General features: G+C 65.4%; 22 protein-coding genes and 1 pseudogene. 1 reads left to right on the plus strand and 22 read right to left on the minus strand.

What is annotated here, in order from left to right:
- Nucleotides 1-13: 13 nt before the first annotated feature.
- From A5784_RS17325 to rpsJ, 22 genes and pseudogenes are all read right to left on the minus strand, one after another.
- The gene (locus A5784_RS17325) at nucleotides 14-352 is read right to left on the minus strand and encodes a cupin domain-containing protein (protein ID WP_064946136.1); all 339 of its coding nucleotides are present in this window, start codon (nucleotides 350-352) and stop codon (nucleotides 14-16) included.
- A complete protein-coding gene (locus A5784_RS17330) occupies nucleotides 349-1,773 on the minus strand; it encodes an NAD(P)/FAD-dependent oxidoreductase (protein WP_232006088.1) in 1,425 nt (474 codons plus the stop codon). The genes A5784_RS17325 and A5784_RS17330 overlap by 4 nt, the downstream gene beginning before the upstream one ends.
- Nucleotides 1,774-1,828: 55 nt before the next feature.
- The gene (locus A5784_RS17335; RefSeq protein ID WP_064946138.1) at nucleotides 1,829-2,353 is read right to left on the minus strand and encodes an NUDIX hydrolase; all 525 of its coding nucleotides are present in this window, start codon (nucleotides 2,351-2,353) and stop codon (nucleotides 1,829-1,831) included.
- A 152-nt stretch (nucleotides 2,354-2,505) separates the two neighbouring features.
- Nucleotides 2,506-4,200 (minus strand): glycosyltransferase family protein, encoded by a 1,695-nt coding sequence (locus A5784_RS17340; RefSeq protein WP_064946139.1) that lies wholly within the window; start codon nucleotides 4,198-4,200, stop codon nucleotides 2,506-2,508.
- On the minus strand, nucleotides 4,197-5,684 hold the full coding sequence (locus A5784_RS17345) for a glycosyltransferase (RefSeq protein ID WP_064946140.1): 1,488 nt from the start codon (nucleotides 5,682-5,684) through the stop codon (nucleotides 4,197-4,199). The genes A5784_RS17340 and A5784_RS17345 overlap by 4 nt, the downstream gene beginning before the upstream one ends.
- The gene (locus A5784_RS17350) at nucleotides 5,681-7,207 is read right to left on the minus strand and encodes a hypothetical protein (RefSeq protein WP_082944903.1); all 1,527 of its coding nucleotides are present in this window, start codon (nucleotides 7,205-7,207) and stop codon (nucleotides 5,681-5,683) included. Before A5784_RS17350 ends, A5784_RS17345 begins: the two co-directional genes overlap by 4 nt.
- Before the next feature lie 2 nt (nucleotides 7,208-7,209).
- Entirely contained in the window at nucleotides 7,210-9,135 is a 1,926-nt protein-coding gene (locus A5784_RS17355; RefSeq protein ID WP_232006090.1) for a cellulose biosynthesis cyclic di-GMP-binding regulatory protein BcsB, read from the minus strand.
- 81 nt (nucleotides 9,136-9,216) lie between these two features.
- The gene (locus A5784_RS17360; RefSeq protein ID WP_232006092.1) at nucleotides 9,217-10,743 is read right to left on the minus strand and encodes a hypothetical protein; all 1,527 of its coding nucleotides are present in this window, start codon (nucleotides 10,741-10,743) and stop codon (nucleotides 9,217-9,219) included.
- A gap of 316 nt (nucleotides 10,744-11,059) precedes the next feature.
- Nucleotides 11,060-11,746, minus strand: coding sequence for an anti-sigma factor (locus A5784_RS17365; RefSeq protein WP_064946143.1), 687 nt, complete (start codon nucleotides 11,744-11,746; stop codon nucleotides 11,060-11,062).
- Nucleotides 11,743-12,306: an ECF RNA polymerase sigma factor SigK gene (gene sigK, locus A5784_RS17370; RefSeq protein WP_064946144.1), complete on the minus strand. Its 564-nt coding sequence runs from the start codon at nucleotides 12,304-12,306 to the stop codon at nucleotides 11,743-11,745. Before sigK ends, A5784_RS17365 begins: the two co-directional genes overlap by 4 nt.
- Nucleotides 12,307-12,339: 33 nt before the next feature.
- Nucleotides 12,340-13,509: pseudogene (locus A5784_RS17375) on the minus strand (cytochrome c biogenesis protein/redoxin); the annotation flags it as partial.
- Nucleotides 13,510-13,668: 159 nt separating this feature from the next.
- Nucleotides 13,669-13,965, minus strand: coding sequence for a 30S ribosomal protein S17 (gene rpsQ, locus A5784_RS17380; RefSeq protein ID WP_064946146.1), 297 nt, complete (start codon nucleotides 13,963-13,965; stop codon nucleotides 13,669-13,671).
- Nucleotides 13,965-14,198, minus strand: a complete 234-nt coding sequence (rpmC, locus tag A5784_RS17385) for a 50S ribosomal protein L29 (protein ID WP_029369110.1) — start codon at nucleotides 14,196-14,198, stop codon at nucleotides 13,965-13,967. The genes rpsQ and rpmC overlap by 1 nt, the downstream gene beginning before the upstream one ends.
- Nucleotides 14,198-14,614 (minus strand): 50S ribosomal protein L16, encoded by a 417-nt coding sequence (gene rplP / locus A5784_RS17390; protein ID WP_064946147.1) that lies wholly within the window; start codon nucleotides 14,612-14,614, stop codon nucleotides 14,198-14,200. The genes rpmC and rplP overlap by 1 nt, the downstream gene beginning before the upstream one ends.
- Before the next feature lie 2 nt (nucleotides 14,615-14,616).
- Nucleotides 14,617-15,447 (minus strand): 30S ribosomal protein S3, encoded by an 831-nt coding sequence (rpsC, locus tag A5784_RS17395; protein ID WP_064946148.1) that lies wholly within the window; start codon nucleotides 15,445-15,447, stop codon nucleotides 14,617-14,619.
- On the minus strand, nucleotides 15,447-15,935 hold the full coding sequence (gene rplV / locus A5784_RS17400; RefSeq protein ID WP_064946149.1) for a 50S ribosomal protein L22: 489 nt from the start codon (nucleotides 15,933-15,935) through the stop codon (nucleotides 15,447-15,449). The genes rpsC and rplV overlap by 1 nt, the downstream gene beginning before the upstream one ends.
- Nucleotides 15,932-16,213, minus strand: coding sequence for a 30S ribosomal protein S19 (gene rpsS / locus A5784_RS17405; protein ID WP_011558433.1), 282 nt, complete (start codon nucleotides 16,211-16,213; stop codon nucleotides 15,932-15,934). Before rpsS ends, rplV begins: the two co-directional genes overlap by 4 nt.
- Before the next feature lie 12 nt (nucleotides 16,214-16,225).
- Nucleotides 16,226-17,062 (minus strand): 50S ribosomal protein L2, encoded by an 837-nt coding sequence (gene rplB, locus A5784_RS17410; protein WP_029369115.1) that lies wholly within the window; start codon nucleotides 17,060-17,062, stop codon nucleotides 16,226-16,228.
- 28 nt (nucleotides 17,063-17,090) lie between these two features.
- Nucleotides 17,091-17,393: a 50S ribosomal protein L23 gene (rplW, locus tag A5784_RS17415; protein ID WP_064946150.1), complete on the minus strand. Its 303-nt coding sequence runs from the start codon at nucleotides 17,391-17,393 to the stop codon at nucleotides 17,091-17,093.
- Complete coding sequence (gene rplD, locus A5784_RS17420) at nucleotides 17,393-18,040, minus strand: 50S ribosomal protein L4 (protein WP_064946151.1); 648 nt, start codon at nucleotides 18,038-18,040, stop codon at nucleotides 17,393-17,395. Before rplD ends, rplW begins: the two co-directional genes overlap by 1 nt.
- Nucleotides 18,040-18,693: a 50S ribosomal protein L3 gene (gene rplC, locus A5784_RS17425; protein ID WP_064946152.1), complete on the minus strand. Its 654-nt coding sequence runs from the start codon at nucleotides 18,691-18,693 to the stop codon at nucleotides 18,040-18,042. The genes rplD and rplC overlap by 1 nt, the downstream gene beginning before the upstream one ends.
- A 14-nt stretch (nucleotides 18,694-18,707) precedes the next feature.
- Complete coding sequence (gene rpsJ, locus A5784_RS17430; RefSeq protein ID WP_003883485.1) at nucleotides 18,708-19,013, minus strand: 30S ribosomal protein S10; 306 nt, start codon at nucleotides 19,011-19,013, stop codon at nucleotides 18,708-18,710.
- Between the two features lie 454 nt (nucleotides 19,014-19,467).
- Here rpsJ and A5784_RS17435 point away from each other — a divergent pair, with 454 nt between their 5' ends.
- Nucleotides 19,468-19,953 carry a hotdog fold domain-containing protein gene (locus A5784_RS17435; RefSeq protein ID WP_064946153.1) on the plus strand — a complete coding sequence of 162 codons (486 nt, stop codon included), beginning with the start codon at nucleotides 19,468-19,470 and terminating at the stop codon, nucleotides 19,951-19,953.
- Nucleotides 19,954-19,955: the final 2 nt, after the last annotated feature.

Below are 19,955 nucleotides of genomic sequence, written 5' to 3' on the forward strand. Positions count from 1 at the left end.
CGCTTGGAAGGGCCTAAGCGACGTACACCTTGCGCAGCGTTTCGCGGACCGTCCAGGTGGTGCGTTGTCCGGCATGAAGCCGGACAACGCTGCCGGGATGCAGGTCGATGGTCGGGGAGCCGTCGTCGAAGGAGACGGTCGCGTCACCGCTGAGAACCACGAACACCTCGTCGGACTCGACGTCCCGGGAGACGCCGGGTGTATGTTCCCAAACACCGATGGTCACGTCCGACAGGGAATTGAGATCGCGGTATGCCGTTGTCGGAGTGCCGGTGACGACCGACTCCTGAGGCAGTGGGGTGTGGTCGAGCGTCAGACGCGCGGCGTCGACGGCGTCACCGATTGTGCTCACGAATCGAACCCCAACCCCACAGAGTCGAGCGCCTTCAGCAGGACGTTGCGGCGTCCTTCCTGGTGATCGGCACGGTCCAATGACCAGCGTGTTGCCTGAATCCCGGCCGATGCCAACGGTTCTGGAGGGAACGGCAGCGGCAGCGACTTGACCATCTCCAGTTCGGTGCGCTCGGTCGGCGTGCCGCTGAACCGGTCGAGCATGACCTCGGCCGCGAAACGTGTTGCCGCCACGCCCAGCCCGGTGAACCCGGCGGCGTATCCGACCCGGTCTCCATACGCGGATCCGAAGAATGCGCAGAATCGCGTCGACGTGTCGATCACGCCGGCCCAACGGTGGGTAAACGTGACGTCCTCCAGCTGCGGGAACGTCGTGAAGAAGTGACCGGCCAGTCGACGGTAGGTGGCGTCGCGGTCCTCGTACTGAGGCCGGATGCGGCCGCCGAAGTGGTAGATGGCGTCGTACCCGCCCCACAGGATGCGATTGTCCTTGGACATGCGGTAGTAGTGGAACTGGTTCGACATGTCGCCGATGCCTTGCCGATGCCGCCAGCCGATGTCGGCCAGCTGCGCTTCGGTGAGCGGTTCGGTCATCAGCGCGTAGTCGTAGACCGGCACGGTGTGGTAGCGGTACCGCTTCAACAATGACGGAAAACCGTTGGTTGCCAGGATCACTCGGTCGGCCCGCACCGAAACACGCTCGGTGCGTACGGTCAGCGGCCCTCCACGACGGTCCTGTCCGAGTCCACATACCTTGCTGTGCTCGTAGACCTCCACGCCGAGTTCAGCTGCGGCGCGGGCGAGTTCGTACACGAGCTTGGCGGGATGAACCAGCGCACAGGTGTCCTTGGACCACACGCCGGCCAGGTAGGTGGGCGAAGCGACCTCGGCACGCATGGCCTGCCGGTCCAGGTACACCTGCCCCGGCCCCAGCGGCGCGGACGCCAATTCGTCGGCCTGGTAGGGCTCTACCGCAACCGAGATGGACCCGGTGCGCTCGAAGTCGCAGTCCAGACGCAACGTATCGACGGTCTTCTCGATGCCGTCGAGGTTCTCCATGCCCAGCCGGTCAAGGGTCTCCATCTCATCGGGCCACCGGCTGCGACCGTTCTCGGCGCCGTGGGTGAGCGACGCGTCGACGAAACCGCCGTTGCGACCCGAAGCTGCCCAGCCGATGGTCTGACCCTCCAGCACGGCGACCCGAAGACCCGGGTCACGCTGTTTGGCCAGCAGCGCCGACCACAGGCCCGTGTATCCGCCGCCGACGACGACGAGGTCGTAGTGTGTCGCCGCCCTGGTCAGCGCCGGGTAGCCGGGATGGGCAGGCACGTCATCCAGCCAGAAAGGCTGCAACACGGTGTTTGCCAGTGAGCGCTCGACGAGGCCGGCAGCGGGCCTGTTCTTTTCGAAAACGGTGTGCACGGGATTCTTCCTGAAGGTGAGGTACCACCCAGTAAGAAGCATCCGCACCGTTAGCTCAAGGGTGTTGACGTAAGCGCAGCAGCTGCGGGATGAGCACCCGCGTGTCCGGCACGAACGGCCAGTCCGGATCAGCCAGGTGCGCGGCGAGCTCGTCGTCGGTCCACCACCAGCCGGCGCTGATCTCCTCGGGCTGGTGCCGGATCGGGCCGTCGCAGTACGTCTCGAACGCGAACACGTGGCAGCGCATGGGTTTTCCCGCCCACTGCCCGTCCCATGCCGCCGACGCGAGAGCGGTCAGCGGTACCCCGGAAATGCCGAGTTCCTCGTGCAGTTCGCGGGTCGCGGTCTGCAACGGCGTCTCGCCGGGATCGATGACTCCGCCGGCCAGGCAGTCGTGCATACCGGCGAACACCGCCTTGGTCGGAGTGCGTCGGTGCACGTAGATGCGGCTGCCGTCGGACGAGCGGACCAGCACGCCGGCGCTGCCGTGCCATAGCCCCTCGGCGTATACACGCGACCGCGCAGCGGTGCCGGTCGCATTGCCGTCGGCGTCGTACACCGTCACGAGTTCCTCGCTCATGTGCGCCACTTTCCCCGCCGAGCAGACATGGCGGTACGCGACACGCCGCGTTTCGAGTACCGTCGTGGCTGCTCGGGCAAGCGAAACTAAGGCGTGGCCGGCCGTACGGCTCGGTACCCTGACACCGAACTGCGCCCGCTGGCTGGGGCCGGCTAGCGGGTCCCCACGCGCTCATTGACCCGGTAGAGCCGCCAATCAGGCTGGCCGTCACCGTCGTTGGGAATCTCGAGCTCCAGGGTGGCGACGTCGGCTCCAGTGTTGTACAACGTCGGGTACCGCAGATTGAGCGCATCGGAGGTGCCGCGGCCGATGGGCGGCACCGCGAGCAGATATCGGATGCCGTTGGCGCTCGGATCGTTGAGCAACTCGGTGAAGTCCGGGTCGGACGGGATCACGAAAACCCGCGGCCGTGGCGACGCGGCGAGAATGCCGAAGCCGTACACGGTGTCGGTGATCACCGAGCTGTCGGGCAGGTTCAACGACTGTAGGTACTCGGCGATCCTGCGTTCGGTGCCGAAGGTCCGGGCGATGCGGTGTTCGGTGGCCTTGCGCACCGTGACGTTGTAGGGATCCGGTTTCAACACCGCGCCCAGCCCGTATTCCTGTGGAGCGTAATCGGGTTGGGCCATACCCACGATCGTCACGGGGATGCCGATGGCGACGACGGCCGCGACCGCCACGTAGCGTACGGCCGAGCGTTTCGGCGTTTCGGCGGTGGACGTGACGACCTCCGGTGCGTATCGGCCACGCCGGGTCGGCGTCGCGAGAACACCGTCGGGTACCGCGAGCATGGCCAGGCATGCCGTCATCGGAATCGCGATGATGAAGAACCGCAGGAACGGAAACGTCGATCCGGCCGCGTAACTGTAGGCCTGGAACGCGAGCACCGCACCGAACAACGCCACCGGCACCAGCAGCACCTGCCAGTTGGGTCGACCCCATCGCTGCAGCAGAACCCACAGCAACAGCGGGAGCAGAGTCGGGGCCAGCAGCATGATGCACACCAGCGCGAACTGCACGCCGTGCGCGAAATTCGGTGCGGTCTGGCCTGATTGCTCCAGGATCGCGGTGTTGCCGTACTGAGAGGTGAACTGCGCAAAGGCTTCACCGGTGATCAACCACCCCGCGGCGGCCCAGCCCAGGAAGGCCAGCGCGCCCGGCCCGCTCACAATCAACAGATCCAGAATCGCCCGCCGCATTCGTGGGCGCGGTGTGGCGCGCACATAGGTGGTCAGGCCAACCAGGATCCCGGCAGCGCCGATACATGCCGCGGCGTCGTAGCGGGTCAAATACGCCAGCCCCATCGCGATACCGCCGGCGGTAACGAGGTGGTGCACGTCGTCGTCGACCATCCACATGATGAGCCGGCGCACCGCCCAGGACATGAAGAAGATGAACGGCGCCTCGCTCATGCCGTTGGAGCCGTAGAACACGATCATCGGGTTGAGCGCGAACAACACCGTGATGGTCAGCGAATACGCCCGGGGCAGACCACGATCGGTGCCCATGCTCAGGATCTGCACGGCTGCGCCTGCCATGAAGGTGGCCGACATGATCGTGCCTGAGAACGCGCGTGCCGCGATGTCCGCCCACAGGGTGCTCAGCGCGATGGCCGGTATCTGCACCATCGCCGCGACCGGCGTGAAGATGAAACCCAGCGCAGCGAGGTGCGGATCGCGGCTGAACAATACGGATTGGGTGGCCGCGACCCGTGACAGCGTGTCGCCCATGATGAATCCGTGGTGGACCTGCAGCCAATACCCCACCGCGAGATAGACGACCAGGAACACGAAGAAGACCGTGAATTTGAGCCGGCGGTCCGACCCTGCCGGCGCAGTGCCGGTCATGCGGCGGCCGCTTCGTCCGTCGTGGTGTCCTCGGGCCGCTCGGCCAGCCCGTGAAACGTCTTCTCCCAGAACGACGGCTGCCGGATCATCTGATAGCAGCCCTTGGCCGCGGCCACGCTCATCATCACCCAGAACAGCGGTACGCTCAGCGCCGCCAGCAGCAGATCCGACCGGTCGTCCTCGCGCAGGGCGACCATGTTCATGTACATCACGGTGAAGTTGCCGATGACCATCGCGATCAGCGCCGGGAAATAGATGAACACGGGGAACACCTCGCCCACCACAGCGGGCTGGCCGAGGAACCACAGCACCGTGATGAACCAGAACAGCAGATTGAGCACCGCGATGATCGGCGTGCCCGCGAGTACCAGGGTGAACCGGATGAAGCTACGCAGGCCGAGAGTGCGGTAGAGCTTGAGCGGCTGGCGGATGTGAACCAGCCAGGTCTGCAGATAGCCCTTGTACCATCGGGATCGCTGCCGAATCCAGTTGATCACATCGCTGTTGGCCTCTTCCAGGGTGAAAGAGTCGATGACTGCAGTGCGGTATCCGTGCGACGCGATACGCAGGCCGAGATCGGCGTCTTCGGTGACATTGAACGGATCCCAGGCACCGATTGTGCGCAGGATGTCACGCCGCAGATGATTCGAGGTGCCGCCCAAGGGAATCGGTGACGTGCTCACCATCATCCCGGGCAGCAGATAGCCGAACCACAGCGCGTACTCGGCGGTGAACCACGCGGTCAAGAGGTTCTGGTGGCCGTTGTGGTAGACGAGCTTGGCCTGCACGCACGCCACATTCTCCGGCAGCTGACGGAAGGCCCGCACCACGCGGCGCAGCTGCAGCGGTTCGGGTAGGTCCTCTGCGTCGAAGATCGTGACGATGTCTCCGGTCGCGAAATGCAGACCGTAGTTGCATGCCTTGGGTTTGGTGCGCGGCTCAGCCGGCGGCACCAGAAGGATGGTGATGACGTCGGATTCGCCGCATGCCTCGGCGGCGTCGATGGTGACCTGATCGTCGGCCTCCAGCAACAGCAGCACCTGAAGCTTGTCGCGCGGGTATTCCAGGGCGTCCATCGCGCCGATGAGGTCGGCGACCACCTCCGGTTCGTTGTACGCCGGTACCAGGATCGTGTACGACGGCAGATCGGCGTCCGAAATCGACCGGGCCGCCTCGTCGGAGATCACGATGGGCCGCGACGCCAGCCCGCGCTTGAAGATCAGCACGCGGTCGCCCAACGTCAGCAGATAGGCCAGCGTGCACAGCCCGATGAGCACGACCGCCGTCTGCATCGGCCGCCACACCCCGCAGGCGATCACGACCGCGAGCAGACCCCACAGCACCGGCTTCTGCCAGCCCAGCAGCGGGGTCGACGCGGAATGCACCGGATCGTCTTCCCGCAGGCCGTTGATCGCGCGGTGCAGGGCGTACTCGCGCTGATCGTCGGTGACAGTTTCCGGGTCGAAGGTCTCGCGATATCTCATCGGCCGGTCTCCGCCCGAGCGAACTGCTCGGCCACCAGCGCCCGACCGAACTCGGTGAGCAGTTCGGCGTCCTTGTATGTCGGCAGCCGCTGCACCAGAACAGAGTTGCCGCGGAACAACACGGTGAGCAGGTTGCGCAGAGTGGACACCAGACCACGCTGCGGATCAGGGAACGGCGCGTCGGGCAGGTGATTGTCGACCGCGAAGACGTCGACGAGCTGATCCTTGTTCGTGTCGCCCCACGCGAACCGCAACACGTCCCAGGTCACCAGCAACCGGTCGTCGATGGCAGAGAAGAGCTTTCCGCGCACCCCGTGGCCGAGGTCGACAGCGCGTGGCGCACTGAGCCGCGTACCGGTGGTGTCGTAGAGTACCTGCCCCGGGTAGGCGTCGAACGAGAACGGCAGCTCGCTGACGATGCTGTCCACCATGAGTATTCGTGGCGCAGAAAGCTTGTCGAAGCGGGCATCGCCGACATTGGCAACCATCCGTTGGCGCACCAGGATCGCGTCGTCACCGTAGTAGCGGGCCACCCCGGTATAGGTCTGCTCCCCGACGGCGGTCCAACCGGGCGGTGCTGACAGGCGTCGTCCGGGAACGAGGTCGTAGGGGGCGCTGCCGCTGATCTCGGTCACACTCAGTTGTTTCGGCAGCGGCATCAACGCCAGCGCGACCGCGACCGCGACGACGAGCGGGATGGCTGACCAGATCTGCTTGGCGGCAAGGGGTTCGATCTTGCGGTCCAGTATTTTCTTGGGCTGCCCCCGCCGGGTGTAGAGAAACGCCGCGACGCCGACCGCGACGATCGCCGTGAGCGACGGAAGCATCTGATACGCCAGGACCGGTGCGTCGGGCGCCAGAAGCTCAAGGGCGAACAGAAGTACGAACCCGAAGAGGAACGCGCCGGCGGCACCGACCGCCGCGCGCTTGCGATTGCGTCCCACCGCGATGGCGGCCGCGGCGGCCGCGATGAACAGCGTCCCGATTCCTGCGGCGAACTTCCCGCCGCCCAGCGTGATCACGACCACCTGGTACGGCAGCGCCGACACGAGCGACAACAACACCCACACCCAGCCGAATCGGGCGACTGGGCGCACACCGAACAGCACAATGCTGCTGCTGAGCACGAAGAGCCACATGGCCAGCAGATCCAGGCGCATGAGGTGGAAGAACTCCGAATAGCGTTTGAGCAGCACACCCTGGACCATGAGCGCCAGCCCCAGACCGATGATGCCGACGATGACGTCGGTCTGCCGATCGTGGATGGGCAATTCGGTACGCCGTCGGAAGTTCACCCCCAACGCGGCGAGCAACCCCGCGATCGGAACCATCCACACGTAGCCGATGAGGCCGCCTGCCAACGTGGTGTCGATGAGGTTGAGCACGCTGTCCCAGAACGCGACGAGCGTCAGTAGGGCGATGAGAAGCCACCGCGACACCAGCCGAACCGTGGGATTGAGGCCGAGCCACCATGACTGCAAGGACTCCCATCGCCCCGCGTCGGCGTCGACGGTCACGGTCACGGCTAGCCCCGCGACCGCCGGGCGCGCCAGGCGACGGCCCCGGCACTGAGGGCAGCGAGGACGACCACGACGGCACCGATACCGAGGTAGAGCGCCTTTCGGTCACCGCTCGCCGCCACCGACTCCGGTTGCGGTGCCGCAGTGTTGACTTCGATGGGGTCACGGTCGGCCACGGCGATCAGTGCATTGCCGGTCAGGCCGGACCATCGGGCCGTGTCGGCGTTGAGCCATCCGAGCAGCCGATCGAGCTCATCCGGGGTGTTGGTGGACGTCGCGACCAGCAGCGTGCGCCCACCGGAGTAGAACGTCTGCAACGAGCCGAATCCGATCTTCGGATCCAGCGTGAGGGTGCTCGATGTGCCACTGCCGTCGACATTCTCGACGGTGATCTTGTCCTGCGAATCCACCGACACCGGCAGAGCGATCGACGCGGCGTCCCAGCGATCGGGGCTCACCACCACAGCGGGGTTGGAAGACGTGATGGCGTCCTGGCGGGATACCACTGCAGTGTCGAACGGACGAGCACTCAGGCGCTGCAGACCGGTGAGGATCAATGCAGCCCGCCGCAGATTGGCGAAACCGTCGTCGATCCCGACCTCCAGACGCGGCATCAACGCCTGGGGCAACGCCTGGAAACCGCCGGGAACCGGAGGCTTGGCCAGCTTGCTCTCCACCGGCGTCTCACCGTCGATGGTAAGGGTGATGGGCTGGAACTCCCCGCACCGCCCGGTGTTTCCCGCCGCATTCACGGCGACGTCCAGATTCGTGTAGCGCTGCAACAACCGGTCCGGCACGTCGATCCAGCGGTCGATGCGGCCGTCGCTCTCGGTTGCCCACCTGTCGATGGTCTGTCCCCCGATGCTCACCACGACTTGTCCGGCCACGCTCGACGGCAGTGGCGTGTAGGACCCCTGCAGATGGACTCTGACGCCGTGAACAGACCTGCCGAGCCTGGTCTGGTCCAGTGGCACAGTCACCCGCGGGTTGACCAGTGCAGTGGCATTGACGCCTGGCTGTCCGAGCTTGCGGATGGTGGTCATGTCTCCGGGTAGCTGCGGAGTCGTCGACAACGGCCCGGCGACGGCTTTGGAGCGAACGGCAAGTTTCGAGATGTCACTGGACAGCAGCCGGGCCTGATTGGTCAGCTCCCCGGGTGGCCCCGAAACCACGAGGGTGGGAACGGCATTGGGTCCTTCCAGGCTCAGGCCGGGCGCTTGTCCTTCGCGCACCACGATCTGCCGTTCCAGCGGGGCCGGAGGTGGTACCGGCCCGCCGTCGGTCGGCACGAGGTCGACGGCAGTGCGCTGCAGGCCGTAGCGAGCCACTGTCGCCGTGACGAGTCGCAGCGCCGCGTCCGACTCCGCCTTCGACGGATTCGACGGGACAAACACCGTGATCTTCTGCAATACCGGCGGCAGGAAGTCGGCGATCGTGGCGGGCGGTAGTTCCTGGCCCGTGTAACGGATCGCCGCGTCGACCAGCCGCAACGGGTTGGTCGCATCGTAGACGCAGTACCCGTCCGGCAGCGTGAGATAACTGCGCAAAGACACCGTGACCGCATTGTCGACGACTCGGGCGCCGGCCAGCGGGATGGATATGGGTCCTTGGCCCGCAGGCAGCGGAACACGAGCCAGTGTGCGGTCCTCCTGGGTGACGTCAAGTGTTCCGCCCCGCGCATTGACCGGCAGCACCGCGGTTGCGACCAATTCGGCCGCAGTGAGTCCCGGCTGCACCGGGACCGTCACAGCCTGTACGCCTTCGACGCCGTAGAGCGCGATGTCAGGATCGGAACCCAACGTCCTCAGGCTCAGTGTCGGCGAATTTGCCAGCGACGGAGTATCTTCCGGCGCAGCAGTCGCCACCCCCGGGAGAACTGTTCCGGCAACCACGATCACAGCAGCGAACAACGGCAGCATCCGTGCAGTCACACGTCGAAGCCTAAGCCGGGACATTACCGATGCGCCCGGGTTCACAGAAATCGTTATCTCCGTAAGGACGGTGCATCAACGTCATTGGCATCGAGCGCTGCAGGGGAACTGTGCGGCCACCAAGGCTCGCCCGAAAAGGGTGAGGAGCTCAACGTCCTTGAAGGTCGGGGTCTGCTCGTCGAGAACGGCGTTGCCGCGGAACAACAGCGTGACCAATGTCCGCAGGGTGGACGCGATGTCCTCCGACGGGTGGGGAAACGGGGCATTCGGTTCGTGATTGTCGACCGCGAAGACCGTCACGCGCTGCGCCAGATCCTTGTCACCCCAAGCGAATTGCAGCGAATTCCAGGTCACCAGGAGATTGTCGTCCACCACCGACAGCATCTGGCCGTGCACTCCGTTGCCCAGATCCACCGGGCGCAGTTCGCTCAGCCGCGCACCGGTCAGCCCGTACACGACCCGTGCCGGATACACCCCGAACGTGAATGGCCGCTCACTGACGATGCTGTCGACCACGAGGGTGCGCGGCTTGGCCAGCTTGTCCCATCTCGGATTTCCGGTGTCCGCACGCATGTATTGGCGCACCAGAACAGCATTGTCACCATATAACCGATGCACCTCGTGGTGGTTTTCGCGAGCTGTCGTCGACCACCCCTGCGGTGCGTCCAGCGGCTGGCCCGGCGACAACACATCGGGGCTGGACCGGCTGATCGGGGCCGTGGTCACCTGAGTCGGCAACGCGCAGAACGACAGTGCCACCGCGACCACGACGACGAGCGGAACACCTGCCCACACCTGCCTGGCGGCAAGAGGTTCCACCCTGCGGTCCAACCACCGCTTCGGAACACCGCGGCGCGCCGCCAAATACATCACGACGTTGACCACACAGATCGCCGACACGGCGGGCACTTGCTGATAGACGATCAGCGGCGCAGCGGGATGCACCACGCTGATGGTGATGAGCACCGCGAATCCGAACACCCACGCACCCACCGAGCCGATGATCCCACGACGAACCGTCCGGCCCACTGCAATACCGGTGCCGATCGCGGCAACGATCAGCGTGGCCGCCCCCGCGGCGAACTTTCCCCCGCCGAGGATCACCACCGTGAGGTAGTACGGCAAGGAGAACCCCAACGCGAACAGCGTCCACACCCAGAAGAACCGCAGCACCGGGCGAAGGCCGAACAGCACGATGCAGCAGCACAACACGAACAACCACGCCGCGACCAGATCCAGCCGCAGCAGATGGAAGTACAGCGCGTATCGGTCGAGCAGCGCAGCCTGGATCATCAGTGCCAAGCCCAAACACATGATGCCGACGATGATGTCGGTCTGCCGGTCGTGGATCGGGAGCTCGGTGCGGTTGCGTCGGGATACCCCGACGGCCACCAGCGCGGCTGCTACCGGCACGGTCCACACGTAACCGCCGATCCCGCCCGCCCTGGTGGTGGCGATCAGACTGCCGAAGCTGTCGTGAAACGCGAACGCGGTCAGGCCGATGATCAACGCCCACCGCAGGGCAAGTCGATAAAACGGATGGACGTCGTAGTACCGCGCCAGAATCGTCGTCAATCCGGCCCGGCGCGTCGAGACTGCCGACGACACCGTTGCCGATGATGTCGTCGTCATCCCCGCCGGCGGCGCACGCTCATGGCTAACCGGGCCGTCAATACACAGTTTCTACGCTCAGCCCAATAGTCCTCGACAACATGCCATTTCCCCGCTCCCATACGCGCGATGGTATGACAGCCGCACCGGTGAGCAAACACGAATCGGCCACGCAGATCAGGCGTTACACCGCCATGCCGATACAGCAAATCTCTGCGGCGAGTGGTGACCAGCAACGGCGGTCGACTTTTGCCTCGGTAATGCGGTAGCGGCGAAAACGCGCGAGCCGGAGGTCAAATTCCCGGGACGGGCCTCACGGCAGCACCACCCGGCCGACCATGTCGGCAGGCGGCGCTGTCCCCGCTGCTCCCAGTGGCTCGACGGTCAGCCCCAGCGCCGAGGCCGGTCCGATATCGGCGACCATGACCGTGCGCGCATCACCGGCCGCCGACCCGGCAGGTACGGGAACGCCGTCTTTCATCAGCCACACCCGGTAACCCATCCCCGGGGGCGGCGCAGTGGCACCGTCGAGCACGAGGATCCCGTTGCCGCGTTCGCGTGAGTACACAACCGTCGCGGTGCCCCCGGAACGCAGCCCGGTCGACACGGCACGCACGTCGGGAGCGGTCAGCACCTGTTCGGCGACCGGCGGTGTAGGCGAAGGCCGCGATACCCAACCTGCCGCAAACGCCCCGCCCGCGACCACCAGCGCAGCCGCCGCGGCAAGAACCGCATAACGCGGCCGGGTTCCGCGGTCCGGTTTTGCGCTACCCGCCAGAACCCGATCCCGCAGGCCCGCAGGCGGCGTGGCGGCCGTCGTCGCCGAAAGCGCAGCCATCGACTCCCGGACCTCGGCCACCTGGGTCCGGAAGGCATCCGCCACGGGGCGGGGCGCCCCTGCCACGCGCTGCTCGATGTCGGCCCGCTCGGCATCGGAGACCGCGTCCATGGCGTACGGCACCACGAGGTCGAGCAGGTCGGGTTCGGAAGGATTGCTCATGGCGCACCCAGACAATCACGTAGCTTGCGTATCCCGTCACGCATCCGCGATTTCACGGTCCCGAGACTCGCAGACAACCGCTCTGCCACCTGTACGTAGGTCAGGCCGTCGTAGTAGGCCAGATCGATCACCTGTCGCTGCACGGCGGTAAGCCCCTCGAGGCACCCAGCCACCCGGCGGCGCTCATCGACGAGCACCACCGCGTCGGCCACCACATCGGATGCCCGATCGATATGCGTTGTGCCATAGTGCAGTTCGCGGCGGCTACCCGCGACCTCGGCACGCACCCGGTCGACGGCCCTGCGGTGAGCAAGCGTCATCAGCCACGCCAGCGCGGAGCCTTCGGCAGGGTCGAAGCCATCTGCGGAACGCCATACCTGGGCGTACACGTCCTGCGTCGTCTCCTCGCTGTACCCGGAGTCGCGTAACACCCTGAGTACCAGTCCGAACACCCGAGCACAGGTCGCGTCGTACAGCGCCGCGAAGGCGTCGGCATCGCCGTCGGCAACACCGCGCAACAGGGCGTCGAGATCGGGGCTGCGCTCAGACGTCGGGGCCATCGTCGAGCAGCCTAGCGCCACTGGTCATGACTTCGCCTGCGCCAGCAGATCGCGGATCATGCCCTCGGTGACGTCGTAGTCGCCCTCCCCGAACTTCAGATGCCGCACCACACCGTGCGCGTCGATCAGATAGCTCGCCGGCCAGTACTGGTTGTGATAATTGGTCCAGGTAGCGTACGAATTGTCCAGGGCGACCGGGTATTTGATGTGCAGATCCGCAGCGCCCTTGACGACGTTGGCGCGGATCTGCTCGAACGGATACTCGGGGGTGTGCACCCCGATCACCGTGAAGCCCTGATCCTTGTACCGGTCGTACCACGAGGTGACATGCTCGATCGCACGCTGGCAGTTGATGCACGAGTACGTCCAGAAGTCGACGAGAACCACCTTGCCGCGCAACGCTTTCAGGTCGACAGGTGCGTCAGACGGAGTGTTGAACCAGCTGTCGATACCGACGATGTCCGGGGCGGCGCCGCAGTCCTGCAGTCGACTGGCGCCCTCGACACAGGTGGACAAGGCGTTGCTCGCAGGCGCGATCTGAGTCTGCAGGGACGCGGTGTAATCGGGGATGTTCCGTTGCACCGTGGCAGGCAGGTTCAGCGCCAGCGCCACGGCGACCACCAGCATGACGACACCACCTGCGATGCGAACCTGCCGCTGCCGGTGCTGAAAGGCTTTGACGCGCTCAGAAATTCGGCGCCCGGCCAGAGCGAACACCAACAGTGGCAGGGCCGTGCCAACCGCGAAGGACAACGTCAACGCGATGGTGTCCAAACCCACCCGTCCCGTTGCTCCCGCGACCACGACGGCGGCGAGAACCGGCCCCGCACACGGTGCGTAGAGCACGCCCAGTGCCAAGCCGAGGCCGAATCCTCGGCGCCCGTCGGCGATGTCACGTTGCGGGAGGAGCGCAAACGGCCGTTCGAGAAGTTGCTCGACGCGCGGAAAGATCAGGCCGATTCCGATGACCACCAATGCCAGCAGGCCGACCCAGCGGATGATGTCCGCGGGCAGGTGCAGCGATTGCAACACCGCGGCCCCCGCCAACGTCACCAGGCTGAAACTGAGCACAAGGCCCGCGATCACCCGGTAGGGTGCCCTGTTCGTGCCGGAGAACAGGACCGCGGGCAGGACCGGCAGAATGCACGGCGAGATGCCGGTGAGAAGACCGCCGAGAAATCCGATGAGCACGAGTGTGTACATGCCCCGTATTCGGAGCGGACGCCGGCGCGGATTGGTGCCATTTTTCTCTGCCGAGCAGTCCCCCGCAAGCGGGAGGGGCCCCCAGCAAATGTCCCCCAAAACCGGAGTTTTGGGGGACATTCACGTCTGCTCGCGCGGGAAGTTACCCGCTCAGAGAAATTACTTGGCGCGCTCGAGCACCTCGACCAGCCGCCAGCGCTTGCTGGCCGACAGCGGCCGGGTCTCCATCAGCGAGACGCGGTCGCCGATGCCGGCGTCACCGTTCTCGTCATGCGCCTTGACCTTCTTGGTGGTGCGGATGATCTTGCCGTAGAGCGGGTGGCTCTTACGATCTTCCAGCTCGACCACGATGGTCTTCTGCATCTTGTCGCTCACCACGTAGCCGATGGCGGTCTTACGACGGCCACGGGGCTGCTCGGTGGCCGGGGTGTGCTTGGGGCCCTTAGTTTCTGCCATTACGAATCCTCACCACCGGGCCCGGAAGCCAGACCCAACTCACGTTCACGCAGCACGGTGTAAAGCCGTGCAATCTCCTGGCGCACAGTGCGCAGCCGACGGTTGTTGGCCAGCTGCCCGGTCGCCATCTGGAAGCGCAGGTTGAACAGCTCTTCCTTCGACTCGCGGAGCTTGCTCGTCAGCTCGTCGTCGGTCAGTTCGCGCAGTTCACCAGGCGAAGTTCCCACTGCCATCAGAACTGCTCCTCTCGACTCACGATGCGTGCCTTGATCGGCAACTTGTGGATTGCGCGAGTCAACGCTTCCCTGGCGATCTTCTCGTCGGGGTAGCTGATCTCGAACAAAATGCGTCCGGGCTTGACGTTGGCGACCCACCACTCCGGCGAACCCTTACCGGAACCCATACGGGTTTCAGCAGGCTTCTTGGTCAGCGGGCGGTCCGGGAAGATGTTGATCCAGACCTTGCCGCCACGCTTGATGTGCCGGTTGATGGCGATACGAGCGGACTCGATCTGCCGGTTGGTGATGTAGGCATGGCCCAGGGCCTGGATGCCGTAATCACCGAAGCTCACCGAGGTGCCGCCGCTGGCGATGCCACGCTGCTCGGGGTGATGCTGCTTGCGGTGCTTGACCTTGCGGGGAATCAGCATGTTCAGCTCTCCGTGTTCTCTGCGGAGGGCGCCTCAGCCGTCACCGGCACTGCGGACTCCGCGGTCTCCTCGGCAGCACGGCCGGCCTCGGTGCTCGTCGCGGTGGTACCCGACGAACCGCTACGACGCGGACGGCTGCCCGAAGGACGCTCACGACGCGGACGGTCGGAACCGGCCGGCGCGGCGGCAGCGAGCTCGCGCTTGCCACCGACGATGTCGCCCTTGTAGATCCACACCTTCACGCCGATCCGGCCGAAGGTGGTCTTGGCCTCGTACAGGCCATAGTCGATGTCGGCCCGCAGCGTGTGCAGCGGAACCCGGCCCTCGCGGTAGAACTCCGAGCGGCTCATCTCAGCACCGCCGAGGCGGCCCGAGCACTGCACCCGGATGCCCTTCACGTTGGGCTGACGCATCGCCGACTGGATGGCCTTGCGCATGGCGCGACGGAACGCGACACGGTTGCTCAGCTGCTCGGCGACACCCTGGGCGACGAGCTGAGCCTGCGACTCAGGGTTCTTCACCTCGAGGATGTTGAGCTGAACCTGCTTGCCGGTCAGCTTCTCCAGGTCCGCACGGATGCGGTCGGCCTCGGTGCCGCGGCGGCCGATGACGATGCCGGGACGCGCGGTGTGGATGTCAACGCGAACCCGGTCACGGGTGCGCTCGATCTCCACATCGGCGATGCCGGCCCGCTCCAGGCCGGTGGCCAGCAGGCGACGGATCGCGACGTCTTCCTTGACGTAGTCCTTGTACTGCTTGTCGGCGTACCAGCGGGACTTCCATTCGGTCGTGATGCCGAGTCGGAAGCCGTGGGGATTGATCTTCTGGCCCACTACTCCGAGCCTCCCTTCGAGTCAGCGGACTTCGCGGCCGTGTCTGAGGCTGCCGCCTTCGCGGCAGCGGAAGCCTTGCTGCCCTGGGCACGACGGCTGCGAGCCGACTGCACGGACGCACCCTTCTGCTTGGGCGGACGGCTTTCCACGATCACGGTGATGTGGCTGGTGCGCTTGCGAATTCGGAACGCACGGCCCTGGGCACGCGGCCGGATGCGCTTGGCGGTCGGGCCCTCGTCCGCGAAGACGGTGGCGACGACCAGCGTGGCCGGATCGAGCCCTTCGTTGTTCTGTGCGTTGGCGGCAGCGCTCGCGATCACCTTGGCGACCGGCTCGCTGGCGGCCTGGGGCGCCCACCGCAGGATGTCGAGGGCTTCCTCGACACTCTTGCCGCGGACCAGGTCGATAACGCGACGGGCCTTGGTCGGCGAGATGCGCACGAAGCGCGCCTTCGCCGTCGCTGACGGGTATTCGGTAACAGTGCTCATCGACGCTTGCTCTTCCGGTCGTCCTTGATGTGACCCTTGAACGTGCGCGTCGGGGCGAACTCGCCGAGCTTGTGCCCGACCATCGCCTCGGTCACGAACACCGGCACGTGCTTGCGGCCGTCATGCACCGCAAAGGTGTGCCCGATGAAGTCCGGGATGATGGTCGACCGACGCGACCAGGTCTTGATGACCTGCTTGGTGTTCTTGTCGTTCTGAACGTCGACCTTCTTCAACAGATGGTCGTCGACGAACGGACCCTTCTTCAGGCTGCGTGGCATCGCTATTTACTCCTAGCGCTTCTTGCCGGTGCGCCGGCGACGGACGATGAGCTTGTCGCTCGCCTTCTTGGGCTTACGGGTGCGGCCCTCGGGCTTGCCCCACGGGCTCACCGGGTGACGACCACCGGAGGTCTTACCCTCACCACCACCGTGCGGGTGGTCGACCGGGTTCATCACGACACCACGGACGGTGGGGCGCTTGCCCTTCCACCGCATACGGCCGGCCTTGCCCCAGTTGATGTTCGCCTGCTCGGCGTTACCGACCTCGCCGACGGTGGCGCGGCAGCGCACATCGACGCGACGGATCTCGCCCGACGGCATACGCAGCGAGGCGTAGGTGCCTTCCTTACCGAGCAGCTGGATGCTGACACCGGCGGAGCGGGCCAGCTTGGCCCCGCCACCGGGCCGCAGCTCCACGGCGTGGATCACGGTGCCTGCCGGGATGTTGCGCAGCGGCAGGTTGTTACCGGGCTTGATGTCGGCGTTGGCGCCCGACTCGATCACGTCGCCCTGCTTGATGCCCTGCGGCGCGATGATGTAGCGCTTCTCGCCGTCAAGGAAGTGCAGCAGCGCGATGTTCGCGGTGCGGTTGGGGTCGTACTCGATGTGCGCGACCTTGGCGTTGACGCCGTCCTTGTCGTGGCGACGGAAGTCGATCACGCGGTAGGCGCGCTTGTGGCCGCCACCCTTGTGCCGGGTGGTGATGCGGCCGTGAGCATTACGCCCACCAGTGCTGCTCAGCGGACGAACCAGCGACTTCTCCGGAGTCGAACGAGTGATCTCGGCGAAATCGGAGACGCTCGAACCGCGACGACCCGGGGTCGTCGGCTTGTACTTGCGAATTCCCATATCAGTTAAATCCTCTTAGTTCCCGGCGTTACGCCGGTGCTCCGAACAGATCGATCGGCTTGCTGCCCGCGGCCAACGTGACGATGGCGCGCTTGGTGCTCTTGCGCTGCCCGAAGCCGGCGCGGGTGCGCTTGCGCTTGCCCTGCCGGTTCGCGGTGTTCACCGAATCGACCTTGACGTTGAAGATCTTCTCGATAGCGATCTTGATCTGCGTCTTGTTCGAATCCGGGTGCACCACAAACGTGTACACGTTGTCCTCGATCAGCCCGTACGACTTCTCCGAGATGACCGGAGCCAGGATGATGTCGCGGGGGTCTGTAATCGTTGCCATCAGACCGACGCTCCTTCTTTCGTGTTCGCGCTGATGTAAGCGTTCAGGGCCTCGACCGAGAACACCACGTCGTCGGCGTGGAGCACGTCGTAGGTGTTGAGCTGATCCGGCGAGATCACATGCACGCCAGGCAGATTGCGAACGCTCTTGGCGCCGACCTCATCGGTGCGACCGATGACGACGAGCACCTTCTTGTTCTCAGTCAAGCTGCCCAGGAACGTCTTGGCGCTCTTGGTCGAAGGGGTCTGGCCCTCGATCAGCTCGGTGACCGCGTGGATCCGCTCGTTGCGGGCCCGGTCCGAGAGCGCACCGCGCAGCGCGGCGGCGATCATCTTCTTCGGGGTCCGCTGGCTGTAGTCGCGCGGCTGCGGTCCGTGGACGACGCCACCACCGGTGAACTGCGGTGCGCGGGTCGAGCCCTGACGGGCGCGGCCGGTGCCCTTCTGCCGGTACGGCTTCTTGCCACCGCCGGAGACCTCACCGCGAGTCTTGGTCGCGTGCGTGCCCTGACGCTTGGCCGCCAACTGCGCGGTGACCACCTGGTGCATCAGCGCGATGTTGGGCTCAACGTCGAACAACGCAGCGGGCAACTCGACGGAACCGTCGGTCTTACCAGCCGGAGTCTTAACGTCAATTTTCAGAGTCATTACTTCTCGCCTCGCTTGATTGCGCTGCGGACAACAACCAGTCCACCGTTACGTCCGGGGATGGCGCCCTTGATCAACAGCACGCCGTTCTCGGCATCGACCTTGTGCACCTTCAGGTTCTGCGTGGTCACCCGGTCGGTGCCCATCCGGCCCGACATGCGAGTGCCCTTGAAGACGCGGCCCGGGGTGGCGCAGCCACCGATCGAGCCGGGGCGACGGTGCACAGCCTGGGCGCCGTGTGCGGCGCCCTGGCCACGGAAGCCGTGGCGCTTCATGGTGCCTGCGAAGCCCTTGCCCTTGCTGGTGCCGGTCACGTCGACGTAAGCACCGTCGGCGAAGATCTCGGCGGTCAGTTCCTGACCCACCTCGTATTCGGCGGCAGCAGCCTCGTCATCGAGCCGCAGCTCGGCCAGGTGGCGACGCGGGTTGACGCCCGCGGCGGCGTACTGGCCGGTGACCGGCTTGTTGACCTTGCGCGGGCTGATCTCGCCATAGGCGAGCTGCACGGCGGTGTAGCCATCGCGCTCGGTGGTACGGATACGGGTCACCACGTTGGGGCCGGCCTTGACGACCGTCACCGGGACGACTTTGTTGTTCTCGTCGAACACCTGCGTCATGCCCAGCTTGGTGCCCAAAATGCCTTTTCTAGCCATTTGATTCGGGTCTCCTACTGGATGTTGACGTCGACACTGGCCGGCAGATCGATGCGCATGAGAGCGTCAACGGTCTTAGGCGTCGGGTCGAGGATGTCGATCAGCCGCTTGTGCGTGCGCATCTCGAAATGCTCGCGCGAGTCCTTGTACTTGTGCGGCGACCGGATGACGCAATACACGTTCTTCTCGGTCGGCAGCGGCACAGGGCCCACCACACTGGCACCGGTACGGGTGACCGTTTCGACGATCTTGCGCGCCGAGGCGTCAATGGCCTCATGGTCGTAGGCCTTGAGCCTGATGCGGATCTTCTGTCCCGCCACGCTTCTCCTACCTCGCTCCTGCTTCGTACATCGGCCGGCCGTCCCGGGGACGAACCCGTCGGGCCTGGTGCCCCGGCGCGGATTGCGCCGAGAATTGCCGCCGCTGTTTACCTGTCTATGGTTCACCGGCCCCCGCGGTCGGGTGTGTCGCCCTCCCGCACACTCGCTCGCTCAGGAAATCCGTCACAATCGAGGCTGGAACCGGATGCGCCCATGTGGACGCTGGTCGGATGCCCGGGCCAGGGAGTACCCAGCTCAAGGCAACCTGAACAGTATGCCTTAGATCGTCGCGGGCGCCAAATCCCTGGTCGAAGCCGCAACAGAGCCCCGCCTGCCCATCGAGATCCACCGTAGGGACAGATGAGACGCCGAGTTTATCGCTACGTGAATCTCGGCGCATCGGATCCGCGTCCACCAGCCGAGACATACCTTACTCCTCAGTAAGATAAGGCCCATGACCACCATCTCAGGGGCGCAAAGCGCCACCTACCGGGCGTGGCAACAGTTGGCAGGCAAGCCGCTGGGCACCCGATTGTTCTCCGCGGCCGCCATGGCACGCGTTCCGTATTTCGCCTCGATCGTGCCGCACGTCGTGCGCATGGAGCCCGGCCTGGCCGAGGTGACGGTGCCCAAGTGGTTCTTCATCTACAACCATCTGCACACCGTGCACGCGATCGCGTCGTGCAATGCCGCGGAGATGGCGATGGGCATGTTGATGGAGGCGACGGTGCCCACCAGCCACCGCTGGATCCCCAAGGCCATGACGGTGAGCTACCTGGCCAAGGCCACCACATCACTGCGCGCAACGGCTCGATTGGACCCGCCGGACTTCGCGCTGATCACTGAAGGCGCCGACATCGTCGTGCCCGTCAGCGTCACCGACCGCCACGGCGTCGAGGTCGTACACGCCGACATCACCACCTGGGTGACCCCGGCCTGACG

The sequence above is a fragment of the Mycobacterium sp. 852013-50091_SCH5140682 genome (genome assembly GCF_001665685.1).
GTDB lineage: Bacteria > Actinomycetota > Actinomycetes > Mycobacteriales > Mycobacteriaceae > Mycobacterium.

Coding starts and splice junctions, on each gene's coding strand:
- A5784_RS17435 (WP_064946153.1), top strand. CDS start 19,468: ATGACCACCATCTCAGGGGCGCAAAGCGCCACCTACCGGGCGTGGCAA.
- sigK (WP_064946144.1), bottom strand. CDS start 12,306: ATGGCCCCGACGTCTGAGCGCAGCCCCGATCTCGACGCCCTGTTGCGC.
- rpsS (WP_011558433.1), bottom strand. CDS start 16,213: ATGCCACGCAGCCTGAAGAAGGGTCCGTTCGTCGACGACCATCTGTTG.
- rpsQ (WP_064946146.1), bottom strand. CDS start 13,965: ATGGCAGAAACTAAGGGCCCCAAGCACACCCCGGCCACCGAGCAGCCC.
- rplC (WP_064946152.1), bottom strand. CDS start 18,693: ATGGCTAGAAAAGGCATTTTGGGCACCAAGCTGGGCATGACGCAGGTG.
- rpmC (WP_029369110.1), bottom strand. CDS start 14,198: ATGGCAGTGGGAACTTCGCCTGGTGAACTGCGCGAACTGACCGACGAC.
- rplW (WP_064946150.1), bottom strand. CDS start 17,393: ATGGCAACGATTACAGACCCCCGCGACATCATCCTGGCTCCGGTCATC.
- A5784_RS17345 (WP_064946140.1), bottom strand. CDS start 5,684: ATGAGATATCGCGAGACCTTCGACCCGGAAACTGTCACCGACGATCAG.
- A5784_RS17340 (WP_064946139.1), bottom strand. CDS start 4,200: ATGACCGGCACTGCGCCGGCAGGGTCGGACCGCCGGCTCAAATTCACG.
- rplB (WP_029369115.1), bottom strand. CDS start 17,062: ATGGGAATTCGCAAGTACAAGCCGACGACCCCGGGTCGTCGCGGTTCG.
- A5784_RS17365 (WP_064946143.1), bottom strand. CDS start 11,746: ATGAGCAATCCTTCCGAACCCGACCTGCTCGACCTCGTGGTGCCGTAC.
- rplP (WP_064946147.1), bottom strand. CDS start 14,614: ATGCTGATTCCCCGCAAGGTCAAGCACCGCAAGCAGCATCACCCCGAG.
- rplV (WP_064946149.1), bottom strand. CDS start 15,935: ATGAGCACTGTTACCGAATACCCGTCAGCGACGGCGAAGGCGCGCTTC.
- A5784_RS17335 (WP_064946138.1), bottom strand. CDS start 2,353: ATGAGCGAGGAACTCGTGACGGTGTACGACGCCGACGGCAATGCGACC.
- rplD (WP_064946151.1), bottom strand. CDS start 18,040: ATGACTCTGAAAATTGACGTTAAGACTCCGGCTGGTAAGACCGACGGT.